The organism is Bacillus sp. FH (assembly GCF_052216825.1).
Lineage (GTDB): Bacteria > Bacillota > Bacilli > Bacillales > Bacillaceae_G > Bacillus_A > Bacillus_A paranthracis.
In genome coordinates this window covers 1,608,914-1,635,733 of record NZ_JBQOUU010000001.1, presented here as the reverse complement: position 1 = coordinate 1,635,733, position 26,820 = coordinate 1,608,914, and the positions used below count along the sequence as shown (strand labels likewise).

General features: G+C 36.2%; 26 protein-coding genes, 1 pseudogene and 1 other annotated feature. Of the genes and pseudogenes, 19 read left to right on the top strand and 8 right to left on the bottom strand.

Annotated features, from left to right (window positions below):
* Positions 1–87 precede the first annotated feature (87 nt).
* The 11 genes from secDF (at position 88) to ACTT1L_RS08645 (ending at position 15,352) form a co-directional block, all read left to right on the top strand.
* The gene (secDF, locus tag ACTT1L_RS08695; RefSeq protein WP_001119080.1) at positions 88–2,352 is read left to right on the top strand and encodes a protein translocase subunit SecDF; all 2,265 of its coding nucleotides are present in this window, start codon (positions 88–90) and stop codon (positions 2,350–2,352) included.
* A 303-nt stretch (positions 2,353–2,655) separates the two neighbouring features.
* Positions 2,656–3,549, top strand: a complete 894-nt coding sequence (locus ACTT1L_RS08690; protein ID WP_033674155.1) for a cation diffusion facilitator family transporter — start codon at positions 2,656–2,658, stop codon at positions 3,547–3,549.
* Between the two features lie 101 nt (positions 3,550–3,650).
* A complete protein-coding gene (gene recJ / locus ACTT1L_RS08685) occupies positions 3,651–5,990 on the top strand; it encodes a single-stranded-DNA-specific exonuclease RecJ (RefSeq protein ID WP_000941265.1) in 2,340 nt (779 codons plus the stop codon).
* Positions 5,991–6,037: 47 nt separating this feature from the next.
* A complete protein-coding gene (locus ACTT1L_RS08680) occupies positions 6,038–6,550 on the top strand; it encodes an adenine phosphoribosyltransferase (RefSeq protein WP_000346214.1) in 513 nt (170 codons plus the stop codon).
* A 210-nt stretch (positions 6,551–6,760) separates the two neighbouring features.
* Entirely contained in the window at positions 6,761–8,944 is a 2,184-nt protein-coding gene (gene relA / locus ACTT1L_RS08675; RefSeq protein WP_001262809.1) for a GTP diphosphokinase, read from the top strand.
* 17 nt (positions 8,945–8,961) lie between these two features.
* A complete protein-coding gene (locus ACTT1L_RS08670; RefSeq protein WP_001266956.1) occupies positions 8,962–9,402 on the top strand; it encodes a D-tyrosyl-tRNA(Tyr) deacylase in 441 nt (146 codons plus the stop codon).
* Positions 9,403–9,530: 128 nt separating this feature from the next.
* Entirely contained in the window at positions 9,531–10,226 is a 696-nt protein-coding gene (locus tag ACTT1L_RS08665) for an alpha/beta fold hydrolase (protein WP_000447389.1), read from the top strand.
* 264 nt (positions 10,227–10,490) lie between these two features.
* Positions 10,491–10,667, top strand: a complete 177-nt coding sequence (locus ACTT1L_RS08660) for a hypothetical protein (protein ID WP_001242605.1) — start codon at positions 10,491–10,493, stop codon at positions 10,665–10,667.
* Positions 10,668–10,721: 54 nt separating this feature from the next.
* Positions 10,722–10,952, top strand: a binding site (T-box leader).
* A gap of 69 nt (positions 10,953–11,021) precedes the next feature.
* Positions 11,022–12,293, top strand: a complete 1,272-nt coding sequence (gene hisS / locus ACTT1L_RS08655) for a histidine--tRNA ligase (protein ID WP_000027087.1) — start codon at positions 11,022–11,024, stop codon at positions 12,291–12,293.
* A gap of 12 nt (positions 12,294–12,305) precedes the next feature.
* Positions 12,306–14,081 (top strand): aspartate--tRNA ligase, encoded by a 1,776-nt coding sequence (gene aspS, locus ACTT1L_RS08650; RefSeq protein ID WP_000840908.1) that lies wholly within the window; start codon positions 12,306–12,308, stop codon positions 14,079–14,081.
* 503 nt (positions 14,082–14,584) lie between these two features.
* The gene (locus tag ACTT1L_RS08645; protein ID WP_000903179.1) at positions 14,585–15,352 is read left to right on the top strand and encodes a tRNA threonylcarbamoyladenosine dehydratase; all 768 of its coding nucleotides are present in this window, start codon (positions 14,585–14,587) and stop codon (positions 15,350–15,352) included.
* 46 nt (positions 15,353–15,398) lie between these two features.
* Here the strand turns inward: ACTT1L_RS08645 and ACTT1L_RS08640 are convergent, their stop codons facing one another.
* From ACTT1L_RS08640 to arsB, 4 genes and pseudogenes are all read right to left on the bottom strand, one after another.
* Entirely contained in the window at positions 15,399–15,581 is a 183-nt protein-coding gene (locus tag ACTT1L_RS08640; RefSeq protein ID WP_033673903.1) for a hypothetical protein, read from the bottom strand.
* 287 nt (positions 15,582–15,868) lie between these two features.
* Positions 15,869–16,510 carry an RsfA family transcriptional regulator gene (locus ACTT1L_RS08635; RefSeq protein ID WP_000857699.1) on the bottom strand — a complete coding sequence of 214 codons (642 nt, stop codon included), beginning with the start codon at positions 16,508–16,510 and terminating at the stop codon, positions 15,869–15,871.
* A 37-nt stretch (positions 16,511–16,547) separates the two neighbouring features.
* A pseudogene (locus ACTT1L_RS08630) lies at positions 16,548–17,540 on the bottom strand (replication-associated recombination protein A); the annotation flags it as partial.
* Between the two features lie 227 nt (positions 17,541–17,767).
* A complete protein-coding gene (gene arsB, locus ACTT1L_RS08625; protein WP_347408034.1) occupies positions 17,768–18,811 on the bottom strand; it encodes an ACR3 family arsenite efflux transporter in 1,044 nt (347 codons plus the stop codon).
* A gap of 218 nt (positions 18,812–19,029) precedes the next feature.
* On the opposite strand from arsB, the gene ACTT1L_RS08620 reads away from it, so the two are divergent.
* From ACTT1L_RS08620 to ACTT1L_RS08590, 7 genes are all read left to right on the top strand, one after another.
* Positions 19,030–19,674, top strand: coding sequence for a hypothetical protein (locus tag ACTT1L_RS08620; RefSeq protein WP_442821870.1), 645 nt, complete (start codon positions 19,030–19,032; stop codon positions 19,672–19,674).
* Positions 19,675–20,099: 425 nt separating this feature from the next.
* Positions 20,100–20,429, top strand: a complete 330-nt coding sequence (locus ACTT1L_RS08615) for an ArsR/SmtB family transcription factor (RefSeq protein ID WP_061157637.1) — start codon at positions 20,100–20,102, stop codon at positions 20,427–20,429.
* A 25-nt stretch (positions 20,430–20,454) separates the two neighbouring features.
* Entirely contained in the window at positions 20,455–20,856 is a 402-nt protein-coding gene (gene arsC / locus ACTT1L_RS08610) for an arsenate reductase (thioredoxin) (protein ID WP_229163712.1), read from the top strand.
* A gap of 56 nt (positions 20,857–20,912) precedes the next feature.
* Positions 20,913–21,272, top strand: coding sequence for an arsenite efflux transporter metallochaperone ArsD (arsD, locus tag ACTT1L_RS08605; protein ID WP_229163711.1), 360 nt, complete (start codon positions 20,913–20,915; stop codon positions 21,270–21,272).
* A gap of 19 nt (positions 21,273–21,291) precedes the next feature.
* Positions 21,292–23,058, top strand: a complete 1,767-nt coding sequence (gene arsA, locus ACTT1L_RS08600) for an arsenical pump-driving ATPase (RefSeq protein ID WP_229163710.1) — start codon at positions 21,292–21,294, stop codon at positions 23,056–23,058.
* A 27-nt stretch (positions 23,059–23,085) separates the two neighbouring features.
* Positions 23,086–23,367 carry a HesB/IscA family protein gene (locus tag ACTT1L_RS08595; protein WP_229163709.1) on the top strand — a complete coding sequence of 94 codons (282 nt, stop codon included), beginning with the start codon at positions 23,086–23,088 and terminating at the stop codon, positions 23,365–23,367.
* A gap of 285 nt (positions 23,368–23,652) precedes the next feature.
* Positions 23,653–24,105 carry a DUF4362 domain-containing protein gene (locus tag ACTT1L_RS08590; protein ID WP_229163708.1) on the top strand — a complete coding sequence of 151 codons (453 nt, stop codon included), beginning with the start codon at positions 23,653–23,655 and terminating at the stop codon, positions 24,103–24,105.
* An 83-nt stretch (positions 24,106–24,188) separates the two neighbouring features.
* On the opposite strand, the gene ACTT1L_RS08585 is transcribed toward ACTT1L_RS08590, so the two are convergent.
* The 3 genes from ACTT1L_RS08585 to ACTT1L_RS08575 all read right to left on the bottom strand — a co-directional run bounded on the left by ACTT1L_RS08585 (position 24,189) and on the right by ACTT1L_RS08575 (position 25,722).
* Entirely contained in the window at positions 24,189–24,320 is a 132-nt protein-coding gene (locus tag ACTT1L_RS08585) for a hypothetical protein (RefSeq protein WP_267496471.1), read from the bottom strand.
* Positions 24,321–24,338: 18 nt separating this feature from the next.
* Positions 24,339–25,205, bottom strand: coding sequence for a permease (locus tag ACTT1L_RS08580; RefSeq protein ID WP_048540287.1), 867 nt, complete (start codon positions 25,203–25,205; stop codon positions 24,339–24,341).
* 70 nt (positions 25,206–25,275) lie between these two features.
* Complete coding sequence (locus ACTT1L_RS08575; RefSeq protein WP_229163707.1) at positions 25,276–25,722, bottom strand: MarR family winged helix-turn-helix transcriptional regulator; 447 nt, start codon at positions 25,720–25,722, stop codon at positions 25,276–25,278.
* 103 nt (positions 25,723–25,825) lie between these two features.
* Between ACTT1L_RS08575 and ACTT1L_RS08570 the strand changes: the two genes are divergently transcribed.
* Positions 25,826–26,317, top strand: a complete 492-nt coding sequence (locus ACTT1L_RS08570) for an arsinothricin resistance N-acetyltransferase ArsN1 family A (RefSeq protein ID WP_229163706.1) — start codon at positions 25,826–25,828, stop codon at positions 26,315–26,317.
* A gap of 46 nt (positions 26,318–26,363) precedes the next feature.
* On the opposite strand, the gene ACTT1L_RS08565 is transcribed toward ACTT1L_RS08570, so the two are convergent.
* Complete coding sequence (locus tag ACTT1L_RS08565) at positions 26,364–26,555, bottom strand: hypothetical protein (RefSeq protein WP_073515859.1); 192 nt, start codon at positions 26,553–26,555, stop codon at positions 26,364–26,366.
* Between the last annotated feature and the right edge of the window lie 265 nt (positions 26,556–26,820).

Here is a 26,820-nt window from a genome sequence, read left to right as displayed (position 1 = left end):
GAAGTCTACTAACTAGGCGTATGCACACGTGTAAAAGTGAATCGTAAAAGATTTATTTGAAGTGTTAGTAGCGGAAAGAGGGTACATATGGCAAAGCGTGGTACAAGAATTGCCGCCTTTTTCCTCATCGTTTTATTAATCGGTGGAGTAATTGGTGCGGCAGGAAAAGACATAGCAAAAGGAATTAGTCTAGGACTAGACCTTCGCGGTGGTTTTGAAATTCTGTATGAAGTAAAACCAGCCAAAAAAGGTGATAAAATCGATCGAGATGTACTTGTAAGTACAGTAGGTGCTCTTGAAAATCGTGTCAATGTTCTTGGTGTAAGTGAGCCGAACATTCAAATCGAAGGGCAAGATCGAATTCGTGTACAGCTTGCTGGTGTACAAGATCAGCAAAAAGCACGTGAAATGTTATCAACACAAGCGAAATTAACATTCCGTGATGTAGATGACAACCTTCTTATGGATGGAACGGATTTAAAAGGCGGCGGAGCGAAGCAAACATTTGATGAGCAAGGCCGTGCGAGTGTAGGTCTTACACTAAAAAGCGCTGAAAAATTCCGTGAAGTAACTGAGAAAATTTCAAAAATGCCACCACCAACGAATTTAATGGTAATTTGGCTTGATTTTGAAGAAGGAAAAGATTCGTATAAAGCAGAATCTGCAAAACCGAATCCGAAATTCTTATCAGCAGCAACAGTAAGTCAAGTATTTAACCAAGCTGAAGTATCTATCGTAGGTGGAAACTTCACAGTTGAAAGTGCAAAACAACTTTCATCTTTATTAAACGCAGGTGCACTTCCGGTTGATTTAAAAGAAATGTATTCAACATCTGTTGGAGCGAAATTTGGTCAACAAGCGTTAGAGCAAACGATTTTCGCTAGTGCGATTGGTATCGCTCTTATTTTCTTATTTATGCTTGTATTCTACCGTTTACCAGGACTTGTAGCGGTTATTATGTTAGGTCTATACATTTTCGTTACATTACTTGTCTTTAACTGGATGCATGCAGTTCTGACGTTGCCAGGTATTGCGGCGTTAGTGCTCGGGGTAGGTATCGCAGTTGATGCGAATATTATTACGTACGAGAGACTAAAAGAAGAACTGAAAATTGGTAAGTCAATGATGTCAGCATTCCGTGCTGGTAACCATCGTTCATTAGCAACAATTTTAGATGCGAACATTACAACACTTGCAGCAGCTGGTGTATTATTCGTTTACGGTAATAGCTCTGTAAAAGGATTCGCAACAAGTTTAATTGTAAGTATTTTAGTCGGTTTTATTACGAACGTATTCGGTACTCGTTTCTTACTAAGTTTACTTGTAAAGAGCCGTTACTTCGATAAAAAACCAGGATACTTTGGTGTGAAACAAAAGGATATTATTCCGTTAACAAAAGGTGTAGTACATCCACCAACGAAATTTGATCGTATTAACTTTGTAAATGTCGGTCATAAATTCCTTATCTTCTCAATTGTAGTTGTAATTGCAGGTGCAATTATTTTACCAATTTTCAAAATGAATCTTGGTATTGACTTTGCGAGTGGTACACGTATCGACCTGCAATCAAAACAATCAGTTACTGTGTCTGATGTTCATAAAGATTTTAAAGAATTGAACATTGACGTGAAGGAAGAAAACATTGTACCGACTGGAGATGACAATAAGGGATTCGCAGTTCGTACATTAGGTGTTCTATCAAAAGATGAAATTGCGAAAACAAAAACATTCTTCCACGATAAATATGGTACAGATCCAAACGTAAGTACAGTTTCGCCGACAATTGGTAAAGAAATTGCAAGAAATGCATTTATCGCAGTATTAATTGCTTCTGCAGTTATCATTTTATACGTAAGTATTCGATTCCGATTTACGTACGCATTATCTGCAGTGCTTGCATTATTACATGATGCATTCGTTATGATTGTTATATTTAGTATTTTCCAATTGGAGGTAGACTTAACGTTTATCGCTGCCGTGTTAACAATCATCGGTTATTCTATTAATGACTCAATTGTTACGTTTGATAGAAACCGTGAATTATACAAACAGAAAAAACGAGTTCGCGATATAAAAGACTTAGAAGAAATCGTAAATGCAAGTATTCGCCAAACGCTTGGTCGTTCGATTAACACCGTATTAACAGTGTTATTCCCAGTAATTGCACTGCTTATCTTCGGTAGTGAGTCACTACGTAACTTCTCGTTTGCGTTACTTGTTGGACTAGTTGTAGGTACGTATTCTTCTGTTTTCGTTGCTTCTCAAATTTGGTTAATGCTTGAAAACCGTCGTTTGAAAAAGGGCAAAAACAAGAAAAAGGTTGAGAAAGTAGAATCTGAACCGCAAGTATAAAAAAGATGATGTCTCTTTATGAGGCATCTCTTTTTTCGTTTGTGGATACAATAAGATAGTTACTTTGAAATGATGAAATGGAAGAAAGTGGTGATGTTATCGCTGTTTTTGTTACAATAAAGTGAAACTTTAATCAGTGGGGGTTTTCTTCATCCCCCACTGATTATTAGTTGAACCAATCGGACTTTTATGGGCAGTTGATCCCCCCTAAATTTTTTGCTTTCACTGAATTTTGAGGTAGGGGTCTTACTGCCCATTAAAGTGGGATAAAAAGATAGGTTAAGAAAAGAAGGGATTTTAATGATGGAAAAAGATGAACGTTTTAAACAGGCCGAGTTTGGTGCTATTGTCGGGATCGTTGGTAATATTATATTAGCGATTATAAAGGCGGTAATTGGTTATATTGGGAACAGTAAAGCGCTATTAGCAGATGCGGTGCATTCTGCATCAGATGTAATTGGTTCGCTAGCTGTACTGTTTGGGTTACGAGCAGCAAAGCAGCCGCCCGATGAAGATCATCCGTATGGTCATGGTAAAGCGGAATCGATTTCAGCGATTATTGTTGCAGTATTATTATTTATTGTGGGAATCGAGATAGCGATTTCGTCCATAAAAGCTTTTTCACAGGAACTAGAACCGCCGAAAGGGATTACAATTTTTGCTGTCGTTCTTTCAATTATCGTGAAAGAAGGAATGTTTCAATATAAATTCCGATTAGGGAAAAGGGTAAATAGTGATGCAATTATTGCAAATGCATATGAGCACCGTTCAGATGTGTTTTCTTCAATTGCAGCTTTAATCGGTATTTGTGCAGCGATTATTGGTGGTAAGTTCGGGTTAGATTGGCTTGTGTATGCCGATCCAATTGCAGGATTATTTGTTTCACTTCTTGTTGCAAAAATGGCATGGAGTATTGGGGCAGAAGCAATTCATGCAACGCTTGATCATGTTCTTCATGAGGAAGATGTTATTCCGCTTAGAGAAGCCGTACTTCAAATAGATGGTGTGAAAAAAATCGGCTCGTTATACGCAAGGGAACATGGTCATTACGTTATTGTTGATATTAAAGTTTCTGTAGATCCATACATTACTGTAGAAGAAGGACATCGCATTGGAAAGCATGTGAAAGAAACGCTTATGAAACAAGATAACGTACAAAATGTGTTTGTACATATAAATCCGTATTCTCCAAATTAAACATTATTAACATTTTAGTATATAGATATTGCATCGTAGTTTGCATGATATTGTCACCCCTTAATCTGTCTTGTATAATGAACAGGTTAAGGGGTGATTTCGTGTTACAACCGAAGACGCGTTGGAAAGAAAAAGAATATAATGGCGAGCGAGTGAGTGAATTAGCAAGTAAATTACAATTATCACCACTTGTCGTTTCGTTATTCCTCGGTAGAGGACTAGATACAGAAGATAAGATTTTAGATTTTTTAAATACAGAAAATCAAGAATTTCATGATCCATTTTTATTAGAAGGAATGGATAGAACGGTAGAACGTGTAAATAAGGCGATTCAAAATGGAGAGCAAATATTAATATTTGGTGACTACGATGCGGACGGAGTAAGTAGTACGACTGTATTATATCTTGCCTTACAAGAATTAGGTGCAGATGTAGAATTTTATATCCCAAACCGTTTTACAGAAGGTTATGGACCAAACGAAGAAGCATTTCGTTGGGCGCATAGCGCAGGATTCTCATTAATTATTACTGTCGATACTGGTATCGCAGCTGTACATGAAGCGAAAGTGGCGAAGGAACTTGGGATAGATCTAATTATTACAGATCACCATGAGCCACCACCAGAATTGCCAGAAGCACTTGCGATTATTCACCCGAAATTAGATGGCGGTGTGTATCCGTTTCACTATTTAGCGGGCGTTGGTGTTGCGTTTAAAGTTGCACATGCACTACTAGGCCGTGTACCAGAACATTTATTAGAAATTGCAGTGATTGGTACGGTAGCCGATTTAGTATCACTTCACGGTGAGAATAGATTGCTAGTGAAGCGCGGTTTAAAACATATGCGCATGACGAAAAATATTGGACTAAAGGCGCTATTTAAAGTTGCTAACGTTTCGCAAAGTGAAATTACAGAAGAGAGTATTGGCTTCTCAATCGCACCTCGTATTAATGCAGTTGGACGTTTAGAAGATGCTACGCCGGCTGTACATCTTTTATTATCAGAGGATCCGGAAGAAGCGAAAGAGCTGGCTGAAGAAATTGATGAACTGAACAAACTGCGAAAAGATATTGTAAAACAAATTACAGAAGAAGCTATCGCTGAGGTGGAAACGAATTTCCCTCCTGAAGATAATAAAGTATTAGTGCTTGCAAAAGAAGGATGGAATCCAGGTGTAATTGGAATTGTCGCTTCTAAATTAGTTGAACGTTTTTATCGTCCAACGATTGTATTATGCATTGATCCTGTAAAAGAAACTGCAAAAGGTTCAGCGCGTAGTATTGCAGGATTTGATTTGTTTGCAAACTTGTCAGATTGTAGAGAGTTATTGCCACACTTCGGAGGACATCCGATGGCAGCGGGAATGACGCTACATATGAATGATGTAGATGAATTACGCCGCCGTTTAAATGAACAGGCAGATACAATTTTAACGGAAGAAGATTTTATTCCAATTACAGCTGTCGATGCTTTTTGCAAAGTGGAGGACGTAACACTTGCAGCAATTGAAGATATGCAAAAGTTAGCACCATTTGGTGTTGGAAATCCAAAGCCACGTATTGCAGTGAAAGATGCGGAGTTAGAAAGTATTCGTGCAATCGGATCAGACGGTTCTCATTTAAAAATGGCTCTTCGTGATGGACAGGCAACACTGGATACAATCGGGTTTGGATTTGGAGCGTATGCGAAAGAAATTTCTCCAGTTGCAAAAGTATCTGTAATCGGGGAAGCGTCTATTAATGAATGGAATAATTTTAAGAAGCCGCAATTAATGGTGCAAGATATTGCTGTAGAGGCATGGCAATTATTTGATTGGCGTAGTATGCGTAACGTAGAAGCAAATTTAGCAGAACTTCCGAAAGAAAAAATAACGATGGTGTATTTTTCTAAAGAGGTATTGCATAAATTTTCTTTAGAAGACTATAAAGAGCATATGATGCATGCATCAGAAGTAACCGAGTTAGATGAGCAATACATCGTGTTACTTGATTTACCAAAAGGAACAGATGAATTACGAGATCTATTTAAAGTTGGGTTCCCGTCGCGAATTTATACGCTATTTTATCAAGAGAATAATCATTTATTTAGTACTGTTCCAACGAGGGATCACTTTAAATGGTACTATTCATTCTTGAGCCAAAAATCACCATTTTCTTTAAGACAATATGGAGAACAACTATGTCAACATAAAGGTTGGTCAAAAGATACAGTAAATTTCATGACACAGGTGTTTTTTGAGTTAGAATTTGTTACAATAAAAGATGGCGTCATTTTTATGGCAGACAAAAAACAAAAGCGTGATTTAATTGAATCGAACACATATCGTGAGAAAATGAACCACTTACAATTAGAAAAAGAATTGGTTTATAGCACATATCAGCAACTATATACATGGTTTGAAACGATTCGTAATCATAAAGAAGTAGAACAGTTAGGGTAAAGGATTTGTATTTACAAACCTTTTAGATCTGAGGAGGATTCAGAAATATGGATTTCAAGCAACATATCGCAATTGTACCGGACTATCCAAAAGAAGGTATTGTGTTTAAAGACATTACACCGTTAATGAACGACGGTAAAGCATACAAAGCAGCAACAGATGCAATCGTTGAGTATGCAAAAGAGAGAGACATCGACCTTGTAGTAGGTCCAGAAGCTCGTGGCTTTATTATTGGTTGCCCAGTTTCTTACGCATTAGAAGTAGGATTTGCGCCAGTTCGTAAATTAGGAAAATTACCACGTGAAGTAATTACAGTTGACTACGGTAAAGAATATGGTAAAGATGTTTTAACAATCCATAAAGATGCAATTAAGCCAGGCCAACGCGTATTAATTACAGATGATCTATTAGCTACAGGTGGAACAATCGAAGCGACAATTAAGCTAGTTGAAGAGCTAGGCGGAGTTGTAGCAGGAATTGCATTCTTAGTAGAACTTACTTACTTAGATGGTCGTAAAATGTTAGATGGTTACGATGTATTAGTATTAGAAAAATACTAATCGCTATATAGGTAAAACTACGGTGATAAGAAGTACCCGTGAATCTCTTGGAGAGGAGCGGGTACTTTTGTATAATTGAACAAAAAATTATGGTGAAATGTCAGTAAAATCTTTTCCTTTTCACAATTCACAATCATTGGGTTATAATGATAGAATATAATTTATTCTATTTAATAAAGATAAAGTCAATTTTCAATAAAAGGTGATTCGATGGCAAATGAGCAGGTACTAACAGCTGAACAGGTACTCGAGAAAGCAAGTCAATATTTAGTGGATGAAGATATTGAGCTAGTAGCACGTGCCTATGAATATGCACGCGATGCGCATAGCGAACAATACAGAAAATCGGGTGAACCATACATTATTCATCCAATTCAAGTTGCAGGTATTTTAGTTGATTTACACATGGATCCAGCTACAGTATCAGCAGGTTTCTTACATGATGTAGTAGAAGATACAGAGATTACATTAGAAGATATTGAACGGGAATTTAATAAAGAAATTGCTATGCTTGTTGATGGTGTGACAAAGCTTGGAAAGATTAAATATAAATCTCATGAGCAACAACAAGCAGAAAACCATCGCAAAATGTTTATTGCAATGGCTCAAGATATTCGAGTTATTTTAATTAAACTAGCTGATCGTCTTCATAACATGCGTACATTGAAACATTTGCCTCAAGAGAAGCAGCGTCGCATTGCGAATGAAACGTTAGAAATCTTTGCGCCTTTAGCACATAGACTCGGAATTAGTACTATTAAATGGGAGCTAGAGGATACGTCACTTCGCTACTTAAATCCACAGCAATATTATCGTATTGTAAATTTAATGAAGCGTAAACGTGCAGAACGTGAAGAGTATTTAGACGAAGTAATGACTGGTATTCGTGAGAAATTAGACGAAGTTGCAATTCAACCTGAAATTTCTGGAAGACCAAAACATATTTACAGTATTTATCGTAAAATGGCACTGCAAAATAAACAGTTCAATGAAATTTACGATTTATTAGCTGTACGTGTCGTTGTAAATAGTATTAAAGATTGTTATGCAGTACTTGGAATTATTCATACGTGCTGGAAGCCGATGCCAGGTCGTTTTAAAGATTATATTGCAATGCCGAAAGCAAATCTATATCAATCTCTTCATACGACTGTAATTGGACCGAAAGGTGATCCGCTTGAAGTGCAAATTCGTACGAAAGAAATGCATGAGATTGCAGAATTCGGGATCGCGGCACACTGGGCGTATAAAGAAGGAAAAACAGCAGAAACAACAGGTACATTAGAGAAGAAACTTACATGGTTCCGTCAAATATTAGAATGGCAAAATGAAGCTTCTAATGCAGAAGAGTTTATGGAGTCGTTAAAAATTGATTTATTCTCTGACATGGTATTCGTCTTTACACCGAAAGGCGATGTAATGGAATTACCACTTGGATCTGTTCCAATTGACTTTGCATATCGTGTGCATTCAGAGATTGGGAATAAAACAATTGGTGCAAAAGTAAACGGGAAAATGGTGACACTTGACTATAAATTAAAAACAGGTGACATCATTGAGATTTTAACATCGAAACATTCGTATGGACCAAGTCAAGATTGGGTGAAACTTGCTCAAACATCTCATGCAAAAAACAAAATACGTCAGTTCTTTAAGAAACAACGTAGAGATGAAAATATTGAAAAAGGCCGTGAACTTGTTGAGAAAGAAGTGCGTAGCCTAGAGTATGAGATGAAAGAAGTGTTAGCGCCTGACAATTTAAAACGAGTTGCTGAAAAATTCAACTTTGCAAATGAAGAAGATATGTTTGCGGCAGTTGGATATAATGGTATCACTGCATCGCAAATTGTTACGCGACTAACGGACAAGTTCCGTAAGCAACGTGAAGAAGAAGAGATTGTTGAAGTTAAAGAAGTTCGTAAACCGATGAAAATTCGAAAATGGGATTCTGGCGTTAAAGTAAGTGGTGCAGATAATTTATTAATTCGTTTATCAAAATGCTGTAACCCAGTACCTGGTGATGATATCGTTGGGTATATTACGAAAGGCCGAGGCGTATCGATTCACCGCCGTGACTGTGTAAATGTTCATACAGAAGAAGCTATAGAACGTTTATTAGAAGTAGAGTGGGAAGGTAGCCCTGAAAAAGAAATTGAGTATAACGTTGATATTGAAATTTCAGGTTACGATCGCCGTGGTTTATTAAACGAAGTATTACAAGCTGTTACAGAGACGAAAACGTACATTTCAGCAGTTTCTGGTAGAAGTGACCGTAATAAGATGGCAACAATTAATATGTCAATCTCTATTCGTAACTTACAGCACTTGAAAAAAGTAGTAGAACGCATTAAACGTGTTCCAGAAATTTATGCAGTACGACGCATGATGCATTAATAGGGAGTGTAGAAAAGATGAGAGTTGTTTTACAACGATCAAAAGAAGCGTCTGTCACAGTAGACGGTGAGATCGTAGGACAAATTCCGTTCGGTTTAACATTACTAGTTGGCATTACGCATGAAGATACAGAAAAAGATGCAACTTACATTGCAGAAAAAATTGCGAACTTACGTATTTTTGAAGATGAGAGCGGAAAGATGAACCATTCTGTACTTGATGTAGAAGGACAAGTTCTATCCATTTCGCAATTCACATTATACGGAGATTGCCGCAAGGGAAGACGTCCAAACTTTATGGATGCAGCTAAACCTGACTATGCAGAGCGTTTATATGATTTCTTTAATGAAGAAGTACGTAAGCAAGGATTGCATGTAGAAACAGGGAAGTTCGGAGCAATGATGGATGTTTCTTTAATCAATGATGGTCCGGTTACCTTAATTGTGGAAAGTAAATAGTGTTGCAAGAAGAGAGGGGATGAGCCCCTCTCTTCTTTTATGGTTTTTAATGGTATATTTTGTTAATTATTGTTATGATAGTTAAGAAAATAAACGATATAATCGGGGGATTATGGGAGGTAAAACTTATGGAAACATTTGTACTCGTTCATGGAGCATGGGATGGCGGTTATGTTTGGAAAAAACTAGCTGAACTTTTAAGGGAAGAGGGTCATAGTGTATATACTCCTACATTAACTGGACTAGGGGAACGAACACATCTTATGCAACCTAATATAGGGTTGAAGACATTTATTCAAGACATTGTTAATACTATTAAATATCAGGGTCTAAAAGATGTAATTTTGGTAGGACATAGTTATTCTGGTATGGTAATTACAGGGGTGGCAGAAGTAATTCCCGAGTTCATTAAGGAGCTAGTATACGTGGATGCAATGCTTCCGGAAGATGGTGATTCTGTTATGGATATTTCTGGACCGGAAATGGCCGCGCATTTTATAGAAGAAGTAAAAGTATACGGGGAGGGATGGCGTGTTCTTCCTAGAAATACAATAGATGAGAGAAAATCAGCGATGCCATTGTTGGCTTTTACACAATCGGTTGAAATAAAAAACTTTAAAGCACAATGTATACCGCATATATACGTAGAAGTAAAGGATAATCCAGAACATTGGCCAATGACGTCTATCTTTTTAGAATCAGCAAAAAAAGCAAGAGATAGAAAATGGGAGGTTTTTTCTATTGAAGTTGGTGGGCATTGGGTAATGGAAACTAATCCAGAGGCATTGGTCCGTATATTGAATCAGAGTGTAGAAGTAATTTAATGTATGCTTTACTTCCTATAGAAGAAATGGCCGCGCAAGTTGTATTACATGTAATGTTAGAAATTCTCGTAATTGGGGTAGGTATTGTATCGTATCGTTATATTATTTGAAGCATCATATGCTAGCAAGTGGACTAGCTCATTGTTATAAATCCAATACTAATGTTTATTTTGAGTCAATAGCTTTTTCGTTTATGTATAACTCTCTAATCAATATGGAACAATAAAAAGTAAAACATCCATATTGAATGTGAGGGATATACGTATGCGTATGAATGAAAAAGGGCATTCTGTTACAAATGGTGCAAATCAACTGTTTAACGTGAATTTTCATGATTTTATTTCAAAAGAGCAAAACAATACTTCAATGGAGCTTGCTTCTGAGTTTGGCATTTCTCTTCAAGATGTAAAGCGTCTAAAGAAGCAGATTGAACGCTCTTAGAGCACTTGACAATCCTACTGAACAAACGTATAGTAATTTTATATTTACATATGAATATAACCTTTGATAGAGAAGAGTAAATGAGACACACATGGAAAGAGAAGAAATGTCTTAGGCTGAAAACATTTCTACATGATGACTGATTGAATGACACTCTAGAGGTTTCAACTTGAACGGCGTATACGCTTAGTAGGGATGAACGCACATTTAAGCGTTATTAAAAAAGTGGAAGCATACGTGCTTCAATTAGGGTGGCACCACGGGTATAATACTCTCGTCCCTACTGTTCAAACAGTAGAGGCGGGAGTTTTTTTATTTTTATTAAGATTAAAACAATTTGAGGAGGAACTGAATATGTCTATTCAAATCCCACGCGGAACGCAAGATATTCTTCCAGGTACTGTTGAGTTATGGCAGTATATCGAAGGGCAAGCACGCGAAATTTGCCGTCGTTACAATTACAAAGAAATTCGTACACCAATTTTTGAACACACTGAGCTATTTTTACGTGGTGTTGGTGATACGACAGATATCGTACAAAAAGAAATGTACTCATTCCAAGATCGTGGAGAGCGTAGTTTAACATTACGTCCAGAAGGTACTGCACCTGTTGTACGTTCTTACGTTGAAAATAAAATGTTCGGTGACGCAACACAACCGACGAAATTATACTATATCGGCCAAATGTTCCGTTACGAAAGACCACAAGCAGGTCGCTATCGTCAATTCGTACAATTTGGTATTGAAGCAATCGGCAGTAACGATCCTGCAATTGATGCAGAAGTAATTGCACTTGCTGTAGAGTTTTACCGCGGCATGGGCTTAAAAAATATTAAAGTTGTATTAAACAGCTTAGGTGATGCAGCAAGCCGTCAAGCACACCGTGATGCATTAATCGCACACTTTGAGCCACGTATCGGCGAATTCTGTTCTGACTGTCAATCTCGTTTAGAAAAGAACCCTCTTCGTATTTTAGATTGTAAGAAGGACCGTAACCATGAATTAATGGGAACAGCACCATCTATTACAGAATACTTAAACGAAGATTCAGCAGTATACTACGAAAAAGTTCAAGAACTATTAACGATGATGGATGTTCCATTTGAAAAAGATCCGAACTTAGTACGTGGTTTAGACTACTACCAACACACTGTATTTGAAATTATGAGTGAGGCAGAAGGTTTCGGTGCTATTACTACATTAAGCGGTGGTGGACGTTACAACGGACTTGTACAAGAAATCGGTGGACCAGAAATGCCAGGTATCGGTTTTGCGATGAGTATTGAACGTTTAATTATGGCACTAAAAGCTGAAAACATTGAATTGCCAATCGAACATAGCATTGATTGTTACGTTGTAGCGCTTGGTGAAAAAGCAAAAGACCATGCTGCAAAAGTTGCGTTTGATCTTCGTAAAGCTGGATTATCAGTTGAAAAAGATTATTTAGATCGCAAAATGAAGGCACAATTTAAATCAGCAGATCGTCTAAAAGCGAAATTTGTAGCTGTATTAGGGGAAGATGAGTTAGATAAAGGTATCATCAACTTAAAAGATATGGCAACAGGCGAACAAGAAGAAGTAGCATTAGATGTATTTGCTTCATACGTAGCAGAGAAATTAATATAGGGGGAACTTACAGTGGCTGAAAGAACACATGCATGTGGAAAAGTAACAGTAGAAGCAGTTGGACAAACAGTTCAATTAAAAGGTTGGGTACAAAAACGCCGTGATTTAGGTGGATTAATCTTTATCGACTTACGTGACCGTACAGGTATCGTACAAGTTGTATTTAACCCAGAAACATCAAAAGAGGCGCTAGAAGTAGCAGAAACAATTCGTAGCGAATACGTATTACACGTAGAAGGTACAGTTGTTGAGCGTGGTGAAGGCGCAATTAATGACAATATGGCAACTGGTCGTATTGAAGTACAAGCAACGAAAGTAAACGTATTAAATGCAGCGAAAACAACGCCAATCATTATCGCTGATGATACAGATGCATCAGAAGATGTGCGTTTAAAATATCGTTACTTAGACTTACGTCGTCCTGTAATGTTCAATACATTCAAAATGCGTCATGACGTAACAAAAACAATTCGTAACTTCTTAGACACAGAAGAGTTCCTAGAAGTGGAAACACCAATTTTAACGAAGAGCACGCCAGAAGGAGCTCGTGATTATTTAGTACCAAGTCGTGTACATGATGGTGAGTTTTATGCATTACCACAATCTCCACAGCTATTTAAACAGCTTCTTATGGTCGGCGGATTTGAGCGTTACTATCAAGTAGCACGCTGTTTCCGTGATGAAGATTTACGTGCGGACCGTCAGCCAGAATTTACGCAAATCGATATTGAAGCTTCATTCTTAACACAAGAAGAAATTTTAGATATGATGGAGCGCATGATGACGAAAGTTATGAAGGATGCGAAAGGTGTAGAGATTAGTGCACCATTCCCTCGTATGACTTACGCTGATGCAATGGCTCGTTACGGTTCTGATAAGCCAGATACACGCTTTGAAATGGAACTAACAGACTTATCTGAGTTTGCAGCAGGTTGTGGATTTAAAGTATTTACAAGTGCTGTAGAAAGCGGCGGACAAGTAAAAGCAATTAATGCAAAAGGTGCTGCGAGCAAATACTCTCGTAAAGACATCGATGCATTAACTGAATTCGTAAAAGTATACGGTGCAAAAGGTTTAGCTTGGCTTAAAGTGGAAGAAGACGGCTTAAAAGGACCGATCGCGAAATTCTTCGGTGAAGAAGATGCAAACGTGTTAATGAATACATTAGAAGCTACTGCTGGTGACTTATTACTATTCGTAGCAGATAAGAAGAGCGTTGTTGCAGATAGCTTAGGTGCACTTCGTTTACGTCTAGGTAAAGAGCTTGAGTTAATTGACGAAAGTAAATTTAACTTCCTATGGGTAACGGATTGGCCGCTTCTTGAGTACGATGAAGATGCAGATCGTTACTTCGCAGCTCACCACCCATTCACAATGCCATTCCGTGAAGATGTTGAGCTATTAGAAACAGCACCAGAAAAAGCACGTGCGCAAGCATATGACCTTGTATTAAACGGTTATGAGCTTGGTGGTGGATCACTTCGTATTTACGAGCGTGACGTACAAGAAAAAATGTTCAAAGCACTTGGATTCTCACAAGAAGAAGCGCAAGAGCAATTCGGATTCTTATTAGAAGCATTCGAATACGGTACTCCACCACACGGTGGTATTGCATTAGGTTTAGACCGTCTTGTTATGTTACTTGCAGGTCGTACGAACCTTCGTGATACAATTGCATTCCCGAAAACAGCAAGCGCAAGCTGCTTATTAACAGAAGCTCCAAGCCCAGTTGCAGAAGCGCAGCTTGAAGAGTTAAACTTAAAATTAAGCTTAAAAGAAGAGAAGTAAGAATAGGGTCTAGATGGTTATACTAATACCATCTAGGCTTTTTTTGAGAGGTTGTTTAAAAAGTCCGGTTCAGATAACTGTCGCATCTCGTCGTTACGTATGCTAGTCTGGTGCTCGAGTAGTAAAGCTACACTGCGCTCCTCCTAGCATACGTGCCTCGATCTGCTCGGTTATCTGAATCCTCCTTTTTAAACGTGTATTGGAAGGAAGTTTAAAAAGTCCGGTTCAGATAACTGTCGCATCTCGTCGTTACGTATGCTAGTCCGGTGCTCGAGTAGTAAAGCTACACTGCGCTCCTCCTGGCTTCAGCGCCTCGATCTGCTCGGTTATCTAAATCCTCCTTTTTAAACGTGTATTTAGGAAGAAACAAAATCCCGGTTTACACTATGTTTTTATTTTTGAAATATGTATTTTTAGGAATTCTATAACTTTTTCTATACAAATAGTCGGAAAAACGCTAGAATACATGGTAGACCATTTTTGTAATAGGAGTGTAGAGCTGAATGTTACATCAATTTTCACGTAATGAATTAGCCTTCGGTAAAGAAGGACTTGAAATATTAAAAAATAGTACAGTCGGTATTTTAGGAATTGGCGGCGTAGGTTCTTTTGCAGCTGAAGCGTTAGCACGTTCTGGAGTTGGGCGTCTCGTATTAGTAGATAAAGATGTTGTAGATATTACAAACGTAAACCGTCAAATTCACGCTTTAGTATCTACTGTAGGACGTTCAAAAGTAGAATTAATGAAAGAGCGTATTGCAGACATTAACCCAGAGTGTGAAGTAATTGGACTAGAAATGTTTTACACAGATGAAACATATGAAGAGTTCTTTAAGTACGGTTTAGACTTTGTAGTGGATGCATCTGATACGATTACGTTCAAAATTCATTTAATTAAGCAATGTTTACGTCGTAAAATTAAAATTATCTCAAGTATGGGTGCAGCAAATAAAATGGACCCAACTCGTTTCCGTATTGCGGACATCTCTAAAACACATACAGATCCAATTGCGAAAGTCATTCGTACGAAGCTTCGTAAAGAGGGCATTAAAAAAGGTGTAAAAGTTGTCTTCTCTGACGAAAACCCAATCGTAATTCGTGAAGAGGTACGTAAAGAAATTGTACCAGACGAAAATGCAAAAATTCGTAAAGCGAAATTACCACCTTCATCAAATGCATTCGTACCATCTGTGGCAGGCTTAATTATGGCAAGTCACGTTGTACGTGAACGCATTAAAAATGTAGAAGTGAAACGTGTAGGGCAAGAATAAAGTGAAAGCATATATCCATTTCGGATATATGCTTTTCTATTATATTTTAAAGAACTGCTGATATTTGCAATACTAATACTTCAAGTGTAAGTAATCCTAATAAAAAATAATCATATTTGTTCGATTTATAAGCTGACGTCTTTTTTAAACTATGAATGGTAAAAAGACCTAATATTAGGACGAGAATGCCAAGCGTTATTTTGAAGACTATTAATGAAATAGCAATCATCTCCCTTCGATCGTATATATTCATATTAACATTTAAGTAAAATATATCCAATTAATCTTAGGTATTTATTTTTATAACAAATCGACTTTTTTTGTCAGCATTTGTCGGTAAATCGATATTCCTTGTCGAATAGTCGATATAATTAAAAAATCGTTGATATATTGTAAGTTACGATAGATATATTCGAAAAATCGTCGATATAATTTCATTTACCAATATGCTATCCACCGAAGAGACAAAAAAAGGATGTCACTTAGCCGGAAAATTGGGCTAGGTGACATCCTTTTTTAATTCTCTGCAGAATAAATAATATCTAAATTTCCATTTTGATCTGTCTTGAAAATGGGAGCGATTTGTTCTTCTTGTTCTTCAACTGAAACAAGTTTTCGAGCACGGTCCATAATTCTAACGAGCATTGCATAATCTTCTTCGATTGCTTGTTGTTTTTTTGTGAGTGCGGCTAATTTAGTTTCAAGCTCATCATTCGTTTTTTGCAAGGAAGTGAGCTGAGTTTGTAATACTTCATTTTCAGTTTGTAACTTTGCGAGTGAAGGATTATTGTGCTCTAAGTTTTGCAAAAACGAGATGACATTTTGCATTGTAAGTTCTTGTTTACTTGGTACAATATCTTCTGAAAACTCAGCATCGATTACGAGTTGTTTCGTTTTTGTGAACTGATCTTTTTCTATTTTAGCTTCAGAACGCTTTAATTCTTTACGTTGTTTTTTCGCAAGCTGCACCGCATCTTCATAATTCGGTCTTACTTCAGCATTCCATCTAAAACCGCAAGCTGCGGAAGTGCGGTTTAAAGCATCGCCGACTTCATCGAATGCTTTTATTTGTGTACTGCCGCTGCGAATATGTCGTAAAACAGTTTCCGCTAAAAGGAGATCGTCTTCTTTTGTCCATGCATCTTGACGTGTTTTCATAAGCGAAGCCTCCATAATGGTGACGTTTTCGCTTATGTTACCCTTTATTTTTCGTTTTATTCGAACTTTGTAATCTTTCATATACAGTAGAAAGTGCTTGCTCAAATTTCCCTGTCGTTTTCGGTTTATAATATTGTTTGTTTTTTATTTTATCAGGTAAGTATTGTTGCGGTACCCAACCATTTGGATGGTCGTGTGGATATAAGTATCCAATGCCTCTTCCAAGTGCCTCTGCGCCTTTGTAATGACTATCTTTTAAATGACTTGGAATATCGCCTGTTTGACCGTTCCGTAAATCGTGTAAGGCAGCGTCAAGTGCTTTATAAGCTGAGTTTGATTTTGGTGATAGGCAAAGCTCAATAACGGCATTTGCAAGTGGTATGCGTGCTTCTGGGAATCCAACTCGTTCCGCTGATTCTATAGCTGCTAGCGTACGCGGTCCAGCTTGCGGGCTAGCAAGTCCAATATCTTCATATGCCATAATAAGAAGACGTCTACCGATGCTTTGTAGGTCACCAGCTTCAATAAGACGTGCTAAATAGTGAAGTGCTGCATTTACATCACTTCCGCGCACCGATTTTTGAAATGCCGATAATACGTCATAATGAGCATCTCCGCCTTTGTCATGAACGAAGCTCTTTTTTTGTAAGCATTCTTCGGCGATTTCTAGCGTAATTTCCGCAGCTTTGTCATCAGTTGTAAAGCTAGATAAAACAGCTAGTTCCAGTGCATTATAAGCGGAACGCATATCTCCGCCTGATGCATTTGCGAAGTGATGTAATGCTTCAGGCGTAACAGTTACATCATATTCCCCAAGACCTTTTTCTTTATCTTCAAGTGCTCGTTTTAAGCCAATTAAAAGATCATCTTCTGTTAATGCATGTAATTCGAAGATTTGACACCGACTTCGAATAGCAGAATTAATAGCATGGAACGGATTACTCGTCGTCGCACCAATTAAGGTAAGGAGTCCACTTTCTAAATGAGGTAATAGAAAATCCTGTTTTGCTTTATCTAGACGGTGTACTTTTGTATAACTTATTTTATGTGGATGAAATTGTTAAATGTTGTTTTAAAAAGGTTGTATGATTTTTATCCAAATTTCGACGGATAAAATTATGGTCCGATAAAATTAGACTGCGTTTTTTGGTTGTTAAAGTATAATATTGGATATTTGTGATATCTAAATGATTATATTGTCAATATAAAAAGGTATCTCAATAATCGAGAAACCTTTTTATTAGAAGGATTATTTAATTAACCTTGTAGAAATTTTTTTTGTAATTTTAAAGCAACATTAACCAGTGCAATTAATACTGGGACTTCTACTAATGGGCCGATAACTGCTGCGAAGGCTGCACCTGAGTGAATGCCAAATACTCCGACTGCAACAGCGATAGCTAATTCAAAGTTATTACTTGCTGCTGTGAATGATAAGGAAGTTGCAACAGGATAACTTGTTCCCATTTTCTTAGATAAGAAGAACGAAACAAAGAACATTAAGATAAAGTAAATAAGTAATGGGATTGCAATTCGTACAACATCCATTGGTAACTGAACAATCATTTCACCTTTAATAGAGAACATCACAACAATCGTGAATAGTAAGGCGATTAAAGTTAATGGACTAATACGAGGGACGACTGTCGATTCATACCATTCGCGCCCTTTTGTTTTTACAAAAATAAGTCGTGTTAACATACCTGCAATAAATGGAATACCTAAATAAATACCAACACTTTTTGCGATTTCTCCCATTGAGATATCTACAACAAAGCTATCCATACCTAACCATTTCGGTATTACTGTGACGAATACATATGTGTATACAGAGTACAGTAAGATTTGGAAAATGGAATTAAAGGCAACAAGACCAGCAGTGTATTCACGGTCGCCTTGTGCAAGGTCATTCCAAACAATAACCATAGCAATACAACGTGCTAAACCAATCATGATTAAACCAACCATATATTCTGGATAGTCTTGTAGAAAGACGATTGCTAATACAAACATTAAAATCGGTCCAATGACCCAGTTTTGAAATAAAGATAATAATAGCACTTTCCAGTCCTTAAATACGCGCCACATTTCCTCGTAGCGAACTTTTGCTAGTGGTGGATACATCATAATAATGAGTCCGATTGCAATTGGAATAGACGTTGTTCCTACTTGTAAAGAATTTAGGTGATTAACAAAACTTGGTGATACATAGCCAATGAATACACCTAATGCCATAGCTAGGAAAATCCACAACGTTAAATAGCGGTCTAGAAAAGATAAATTCTTACTGACTTTCCCCACTCTATTCTCCTCCTTGATACATATTGTTGTTCACTTATATAAGTATACGCTTATATTAGCGTTTGATTATATGTTTTTCAAGTATTTTGAATGGACAAGAAATTTTTAGTCAGAGAGATGAATATTGTAAAATATGAAACTAATGTTTTTTCGGATTTTTATATTATTAATCGGAGGGAAGAGATATAATTATTTAAAAACGGTAAAGGGAGTTATCCATGAAGGGAAAAGAATTTTTGGATTATATATTAGTGCAGCAATATCAAAATAGTGCTACATATAAAATTGGTAAGACTAATAAACAAAGTCATTTAAAATATAGCCTTAAACATACATCAGTTTTCAATTTAACAGATATGGATAGTGAGGGAAGTAAACCAGGTAATTATAAAACAATCGCACATGAGGTAGGGCATTTGGTTAATAATATTAATAATCCCAGTTGGTTTAAAAAGTTATTATTATTTCAATACTTATTTTTTACTTTTGCAGGTATAAGTATAATTTATGCTCTTTTTTACTTAGGTTATATTTATATACAAGGATTCTCGTATGATGTATTGTATGTTTTTTTGGTAGTCATGAGCTTAGTATCAGTAACATTGGGTGGTTATTTTGCTGCTATAAAAACGAAAGATGAGGAGTTTGCAGATCAAAATGCTGAATTGTTAATTAATAAATATTTAAAGGATGCACTCAAACATTATGGGAATTCTGGAAATGTACTACAAATCTACAACAGTACCTTAAAAGTATTACAGGAAGAAAGCAAGAAGTTTCGAAATAATTATAGAGTCATAACTACTGCTGTCTCACTAGTACCCTTGATAGGGTTAGTTATCGCACATGTTACTAACATGTAATTAATATTTTAGTTTTATATATAATGTTATTAATAAGTGTAAAAATATCAATAAAAAGAAACTAACCAAAAATATTAGATTTTGATAAATGATATAAATATAGAGGATGAAAAAATATGTGGATAACATACTAATGTAATACATTGCTTTGAATAAACTACTGAAATATAAGTTATTAATCCTAATACGACAATAACTGAACAGTAAACAAGCATATAAAGAAAATAAAATGAATAATAAAATATATTTCAAAATCATCCCTCCTTTTTTTGAGAATAATTAATTGGATTGAATTGTCAAGGTAATCCTTATAAAAACGTTCTTATAAATTTATAAGAACGTTTTTTAGTGAATAATGGGTTCTTTTTGGTTGAATATATAAGCAAATGCTTATATACTTATGATGTAGAAAAGGAGGTTGAGATATGCAAAAAACAACATTAGAAATTGAAAAGGTATCAAGTATCCTGAAATTATTAGGAGATAAAACGCGATTAGCAATAATGCGAATGGTATATGAACAAGAATATTGTGTTTGTAACTTTGTAGATATATTTAAAATGAGCCAACCTTCTATTAGTCAGCATGTACGCAAGCTAAAAGATGCGGGGCTTGTAAAAGAAGAAAGACGTGGACAATGGATTTATTACTCCATAAATATAGAAAGTGAATACTATGAATTGGTTCAAGATATGATTCGTCATGTAGACCTACCTCATGGTGCAACTACTTGTGATGATAACTGCTGTAACTAACAGAAATATTAGGAGATGAACAAACATGACAAAGAAAACAATCTATTTCTTATGTACAGGTAACTCTTGCCGTAGCCAAATTGCTGAAGGATTTGGAAAAACATATTTAGGAGATACATGGAATGTATACTCTGCAGGGATTGAAGCACATGGTGTGAATCCAAATGCAATTAAAGCAATGAATGAAGTAAATATTGATATTACAGGTCAAACATCAGATATAATCGACCGTGACATTTTAAATACAGCAGACCTTGTTGTGACATTGTGTGGACATGCGAGAGACGTATGCCCAACAATTCCTCCACATGTAAAACATGAGCATTGGGGATTTGATGATCCAGCAGGGCAAGATTGGTCAGTGTTTCAGCGTGTGCGTGACGAGATTGGTGCACGCATTAAGAAATTTGCAGAAACAGGTGAGTAATCAAAAACATAGCCGAGAATTCGTTCTCGGCTTCTTATATAGGAGGGGAAAGAAACATGAAAAAAATTGAAATTTATGATCCAGCAATGTGTTGTTCAACAGGTGTTTGTGGACCAAGTGTAGACCCTGAATTGATTCGAGTTTCTGTGGCTGTAAACAATTTGAAAAATAAAGGTTTTGATATTACACGTTATAACCTAGCAAGTGAACCAGATGCATTTGCTTCAAATGAAATGATTAGTAAATTGTTAATGGAAAAAGGTCCTGAAGTACTTCCTATTACTCTTGTTGATGGTGAAGTAGTGAAAGAACAAACACACTTATCGAATGATGAGTTTGTTGCATTAACAGGATTAACAGAAGAAGAATTAAGTCAAAAACCTCGTGTACGTTTAGGGCTAAACGTGAAAAAGTAAAGAGAAAGAAGGAATGGGCATGACTCGTTTATATAATCCACAGACGATGGAGTTTACACCATTTTTATTTTTTACTGGAAAAGGTGGTGTGGGGAAAACATCAACTGCATGTGCAACGGCAGTCACATTAGCTGATAAAGGAAAACGCGTGTTACTTGTAAGTACAGACCCAGCTTCAAACTTACAAGACGTGTTTAATATGGAACTAACGAATCATCCAGTAGAAATTCCTAGTGTAAACAATTTATTCGTAGCAAATTTAGACCCTGAAACAGCGGCAAACGAGTATAAAGAGCGTGTGGTGGGTCCGTATCGTGGTAAACTTCCAGAAGCGGTTATTAATCAAATGGAAGAACAATTATCAGGAGCATGTACGATAGAAATTGCTGCATTTGACGAGTTTTCATCGTTATTAACAAATAAAGAACTCACAGAACAGTACGATCATATTATTTTTGATACAGCACCAACAGGTCATACATTACGTCTTCTTCAACTTCCAACGGCATGGAGTGGGTTTTTAGAAGAAAGTACACATGGTGCTTCTTGTCTTGGACCACTTGCTGGATTAGGTGAGAAGAAAAAGCTTTATGAGGCAACAGTTAACGCTCTATCTAACGGGAAACAAACAACGTTGGTGTTAGTAACCCGTCCAGATATATCTCCATTACAAGAAGCGGCAAGGGCTTCAAAAGAACTTGGAGACATTGGTGTACAGAATCAAATGTTACTCATTAATGGTATGATGCAAAATCAAGTGAAAGAGGATGAAGTATCAAAAGCCTTTTATGAGAGACAAACAAAAGCATTAGAACAAACACCAAATAAATTAAAACAAATTCCAACTTATGCTGTTCCTTTAGCGCCATTTAACATCACTGGTATTGAAAATCTTCGCAGGTTATTCATAGATAATGCTATATCTGATGTAGAAACGTTAGAAGTGGAAGATATAAAAACAAAGCCTTTAAAAGACTTGATTGAGAATATACACCAAACAGGTCAACGTGTTATTTTCACGATGGGAAAAGGCGGCGTGGGAAAAACAACGGTCGCATCTACGATTGCGGTTGGTTTAGTAGAAAAGGGACACAAGGTTCATTTAACGACTACTGATCCAGCAGCTCACTTAGATCATGTTATGCACCACGAATCCCTACACGGAAACTTATCCGTAAGTCGTATTGATCCAAAAGTCGAAGTAGAAAATTACCGAGAAGAAATTCTAAATCAATCAAGCGAGTTGTTAGATGAAGAAGGATTAGCATATTTGGAAGAAGATTTACGTTCACCTTGTACGGAAGAAATTGCAATCTTCCGTGCGTTTGCCAATATCGTAGAAAAGGCAAATAACGAAATTGTTGTTATCGACACAGCACCAACAGGACATACATTATTACTTCTAGATGCGGCACATTCCTATCATAAAGAAATTGAACGTTCTACTGGTGAAGTGCCCGTTTCAGTACAACAATTACTACCACGTCTTCGTAATCCGAAAGAAACAGGTGTTGTAATTGTTACGTTAGCAGAAGCTACACCTGTGTTCGAAGCAAGTCGTTTACAAGAAGATTTAAAACGTGCGAGTATTACACCAACTTGGTGGGTGATTAATCAAAGTTTATATGCAACAAACACAAAAGACCCTATTTTACATGGTAGAGCGATATCCGAAATAGAATGGATGCGTGAGGTTGAAGAAAGAGCAAATGGACAATATGTGGTGATTCCTTGGAAAGCACAAGATATTGTTGGCTATGAAAATTTGAAACACTTAACAGTGTAAAAATAAAAAAGAAGAGGAGAGAATACTATGATTATTACAGATGGAGCAAAGGCATATATTGAAGAGGTTATGAAAGAACACGGTGTATCCACATTACGTTTTTCATTTGAAGGTGCAGGATGTTGCGGGCCGAGCTGGGGAATGTCGTTAGCTACAGGACAAGAAGACGATATTGTACAAACAATTAATGGGGTAGAGATTGCAATAGATCAAAAGATTGTAGATACAGTAGATAAACTGACTGTTGATTTCGAAGGAAAAGGTGAAGAGTCAGGATTAGTCTTCCGCGGTGGAGAAAGCTGCTGTTAAATATTAAATAGTTCTTTTGTTATGAAGCAAAAGTAATCATATATAAATAAAGACCAAATCATTATGCGATTTGGTCTTTATTTTTTGCTGATAAATTAATAAAAGTAATTGTCTGTAATCCAGTTCGTATCTTTTTAATAAGGTAATGTTATTAAATCATTATTTAAAACGGTTAAAGGGAAATGTAATTATATTTTAGAATTAAAACAATGAAGGATGCATGTTGGAATATATTATATCAAAAGGTTAAGAGGATGAACCTAAATAATCAGTTTGGAGGAGAAAATGAAAAAATTGTTCTTCGCTGTGATTCTATTTTTGATTGTTATTACTGCCTTCGGGTGTTCAAATAATAAAGGCTATAGTTCCAAGGAAGCGGTAAAAAGAGGTGACATTGTGTATCAACAAAGCAAAGTTGCTCATTTAACAAGATTTGAACAGTTCTTAACAAACCTCTCTAATAAAAAAGAAGATAAGATACGAGTGACAAGCTATACACATGAAGGAGACCCCATATTTCAAGATTTGCAATTTGATGGGAAAGTCTTGAAATATACTCACGACAATTCAAACGATGCATATGCTGGAAACGATAAAGGTATAGAAAAAGATGTTTGCACAGAAATAATTAAGAAAGAAAATGAACAAGGTCAAGTGGATTTCTTTGTAAGTGGTTGTGCAAAACAGCAGGATTCCTTTCTTTTTCGTGTGGAAAAAAGTAAATTAAAACATGATTGAGTAATGATATAAGAAATGATATTACGCAATAGAAAAACATCTGACGCATAGGCAGATGTTTTTCTTACTATATATTTATTATTTTATTTACAGCACTCTGATTTATTATCAGTGTTTTTAGAAGTTGAATCATTCTTTTCTTCTTTTACTTCCTCAATTTTAATACTGCAACAATCTTTTTCTTTGCTCTGAAATAGTTTTTTAAAGATACTCATGGTAATTCCTCCTCTGTTTTATATGAAATAAAATAAAAATCCTGAAAGTGTTGCCATACTCATTACTGAAAGAATAAATGCTACGACTAATTTCTTTTTGAAAATACTGTTTAGCAATGTTATCTCTGGTAAACTTGCACCCGCAGAACTAATCATTAATGCCATAACTGGACCTAATGCCATTCCTTTTGCAATCATGATTTGCGAGATTGGAATCATCGTAGAAAGACGAATATATAATGGGATACCAATAATAGCAGCAATCGGAACAAGCCACCAATTATCACCTCCTAAATAGTTTGTAATCCATTCAGTAGGTACAGCTCCGTGAATAACAGCTCCAATTAGTGCACCAAAGATTAGGTAAGGATATACTGTCTTCATTAATTGAAACACTTCAACAAAAGCATTTTTTAAGCTAAATGATTGTGTTTTTTCTTCATATCCACTCATAATTACCTGTTTGACTTCTGTTTCGAATCCTAATTTTTCAAGTGTGTAGCCAATGATAATGGATAATAGGGATGTAATGACCGTATATGTAAGCGTCACTTTTACACCTAGCGTTGCGGTCATAAGTGTTAATATCGTTGGATCAAGGACTGGTGAAGAAAACAGAAATACCATAACTGTTCCAAATCGAATTTTTTTGTTTAATAAGTTCACAACAATTGGAATCGTTGAACAAGAACAAAATGGTGTAATAAAAGCAAATACGATAGCAATGAAAGAACTGTATAGAAAGTTTGATTTAGAGAGCAATACGTCTAGCTTGTCGTATGGCAAAAAGCTTTGAATGACTTGAATAAAGAATGAAATACCAACAAATAAGAGCGTTAGTTCAAGTGCGATAGAAAAGAAATCGCGAAGAATGGTTTCCCACATGTTAATTCCCCCTTTTAAAATAGTTGCATTTTGCAAGTATTAGTTTAAAATAAAGAGCAAAATACTTTGCTCAAGCAAGTGGCTTACAGCAAACATCAGTATCTTGCATTGCGTTGTTTAACAACTGAATAGAATTTAATATCATATCTTTTTCAAATGGACTCATTTTTGAGAACACTTCATTTAAATATTGATTCATTTGTTCATTGATTGTAGCAACAGCAAATGTACCTTCTGTGGTTAGGGACAAGGTATAAATTCTTCGGTCTTGTGGAGAAGGCGTTTTTGTAACAAATTTTCCTTTCACAAGTGTTTGGATTTGTCTGCTAAATGTTGTAATATCCATGCCTAGAGTTTCTGATACGGTTTGCATAGAGGGTTGATCGCGTTTGCTAATTTCGTATAAAATATGGCTTTGAACAAGTGAAATCTCTACCCCACCAATACTACAACAGTTTTTATTTAAAAAACCAAAACGTCTTGCGAATACTTGAAATAGTTCTCTTGCATCGTTCATTACGAATTCCTCCTTTGCTATATTTATACTATACAATAATATTTGCAAAATGCAACTATTTTCCTTTATAATTTTCTTATAAATTTGAAAAAGGGGTATGAACATGGAGATAAGGAAGTGTCAAAGTGCTGATATTGAAGCAATCACACGCATTTATAACCAAGGAATAAAAGATCGAATTGCTACATTAGAAGAAAATGAAAAGACCATTCATGATATGGAAGAGTGGTTTGTAAATCGTGGAGAACGATATGCGGTATTAGTGGCGGAAATGGAAGGACAAATCGTAGGGTGGGTGTCTTTAAATCCCTATTCTCATCGTTGTGCGTATAACGGTGTTGCTGATTTATCTATTTATATTGACCGAGAGCAACGAGGAAAAGGGATAGGAAAACGGCTATTACAAAAGATTGAAGAGGTTGCTGTACAAAATACATTTTATAAAATTGTTTTGTTTACATTTCCTTTTAATGCATTAGGACAAAGTTTATATCGTTCTATGGGTTATCGTGAAGTAGGTGTTTTTGAAAATCAAGGTAAGTTAGACGGAGAATTTGTTGATGTTATGGCAATGGAAAAAAATATTAATTTATAAAAAGAAAAAATGCCTTCGAATTAAATTATTCGGAGGCATTTTAATATTAGTATCCTAGTTCTTTTTTTAATCTAGCTGTTTTTTCTTTGAGGACTTTTAGTTTGTCTTCAAATACTTGTTGTTCTTGTTTTCGTTGTTCGCGTCGTAGTTTTACATACTCTGCAATTGGGATTGTTTTTAATTCAATTCCTTCATCCTCGTCTTCTTCTAGAAAATTGTCCTCTTCATTAAGAGACATAAAAAGTCCCTCCTAGTCATGCAGGACGACCAACCCAGTAACAGTATATGCGTTACCAGTAAAAAGTGTCCCAGTGTTAATGCAGGACCTCCACAGTACACATTATATGTGTTACCAATAAAGAGTATCCTAACAAAATACAGGATGCCCAGTCCAATAATAGTATATGTGTATTTGTACTTAAAAGTGAGTTAAAAATAGGGGTTTTAGAAGGAGTTAGCGAACCATTTCGACCAATAGGAGTTGGGCGAAATACAAATAACCT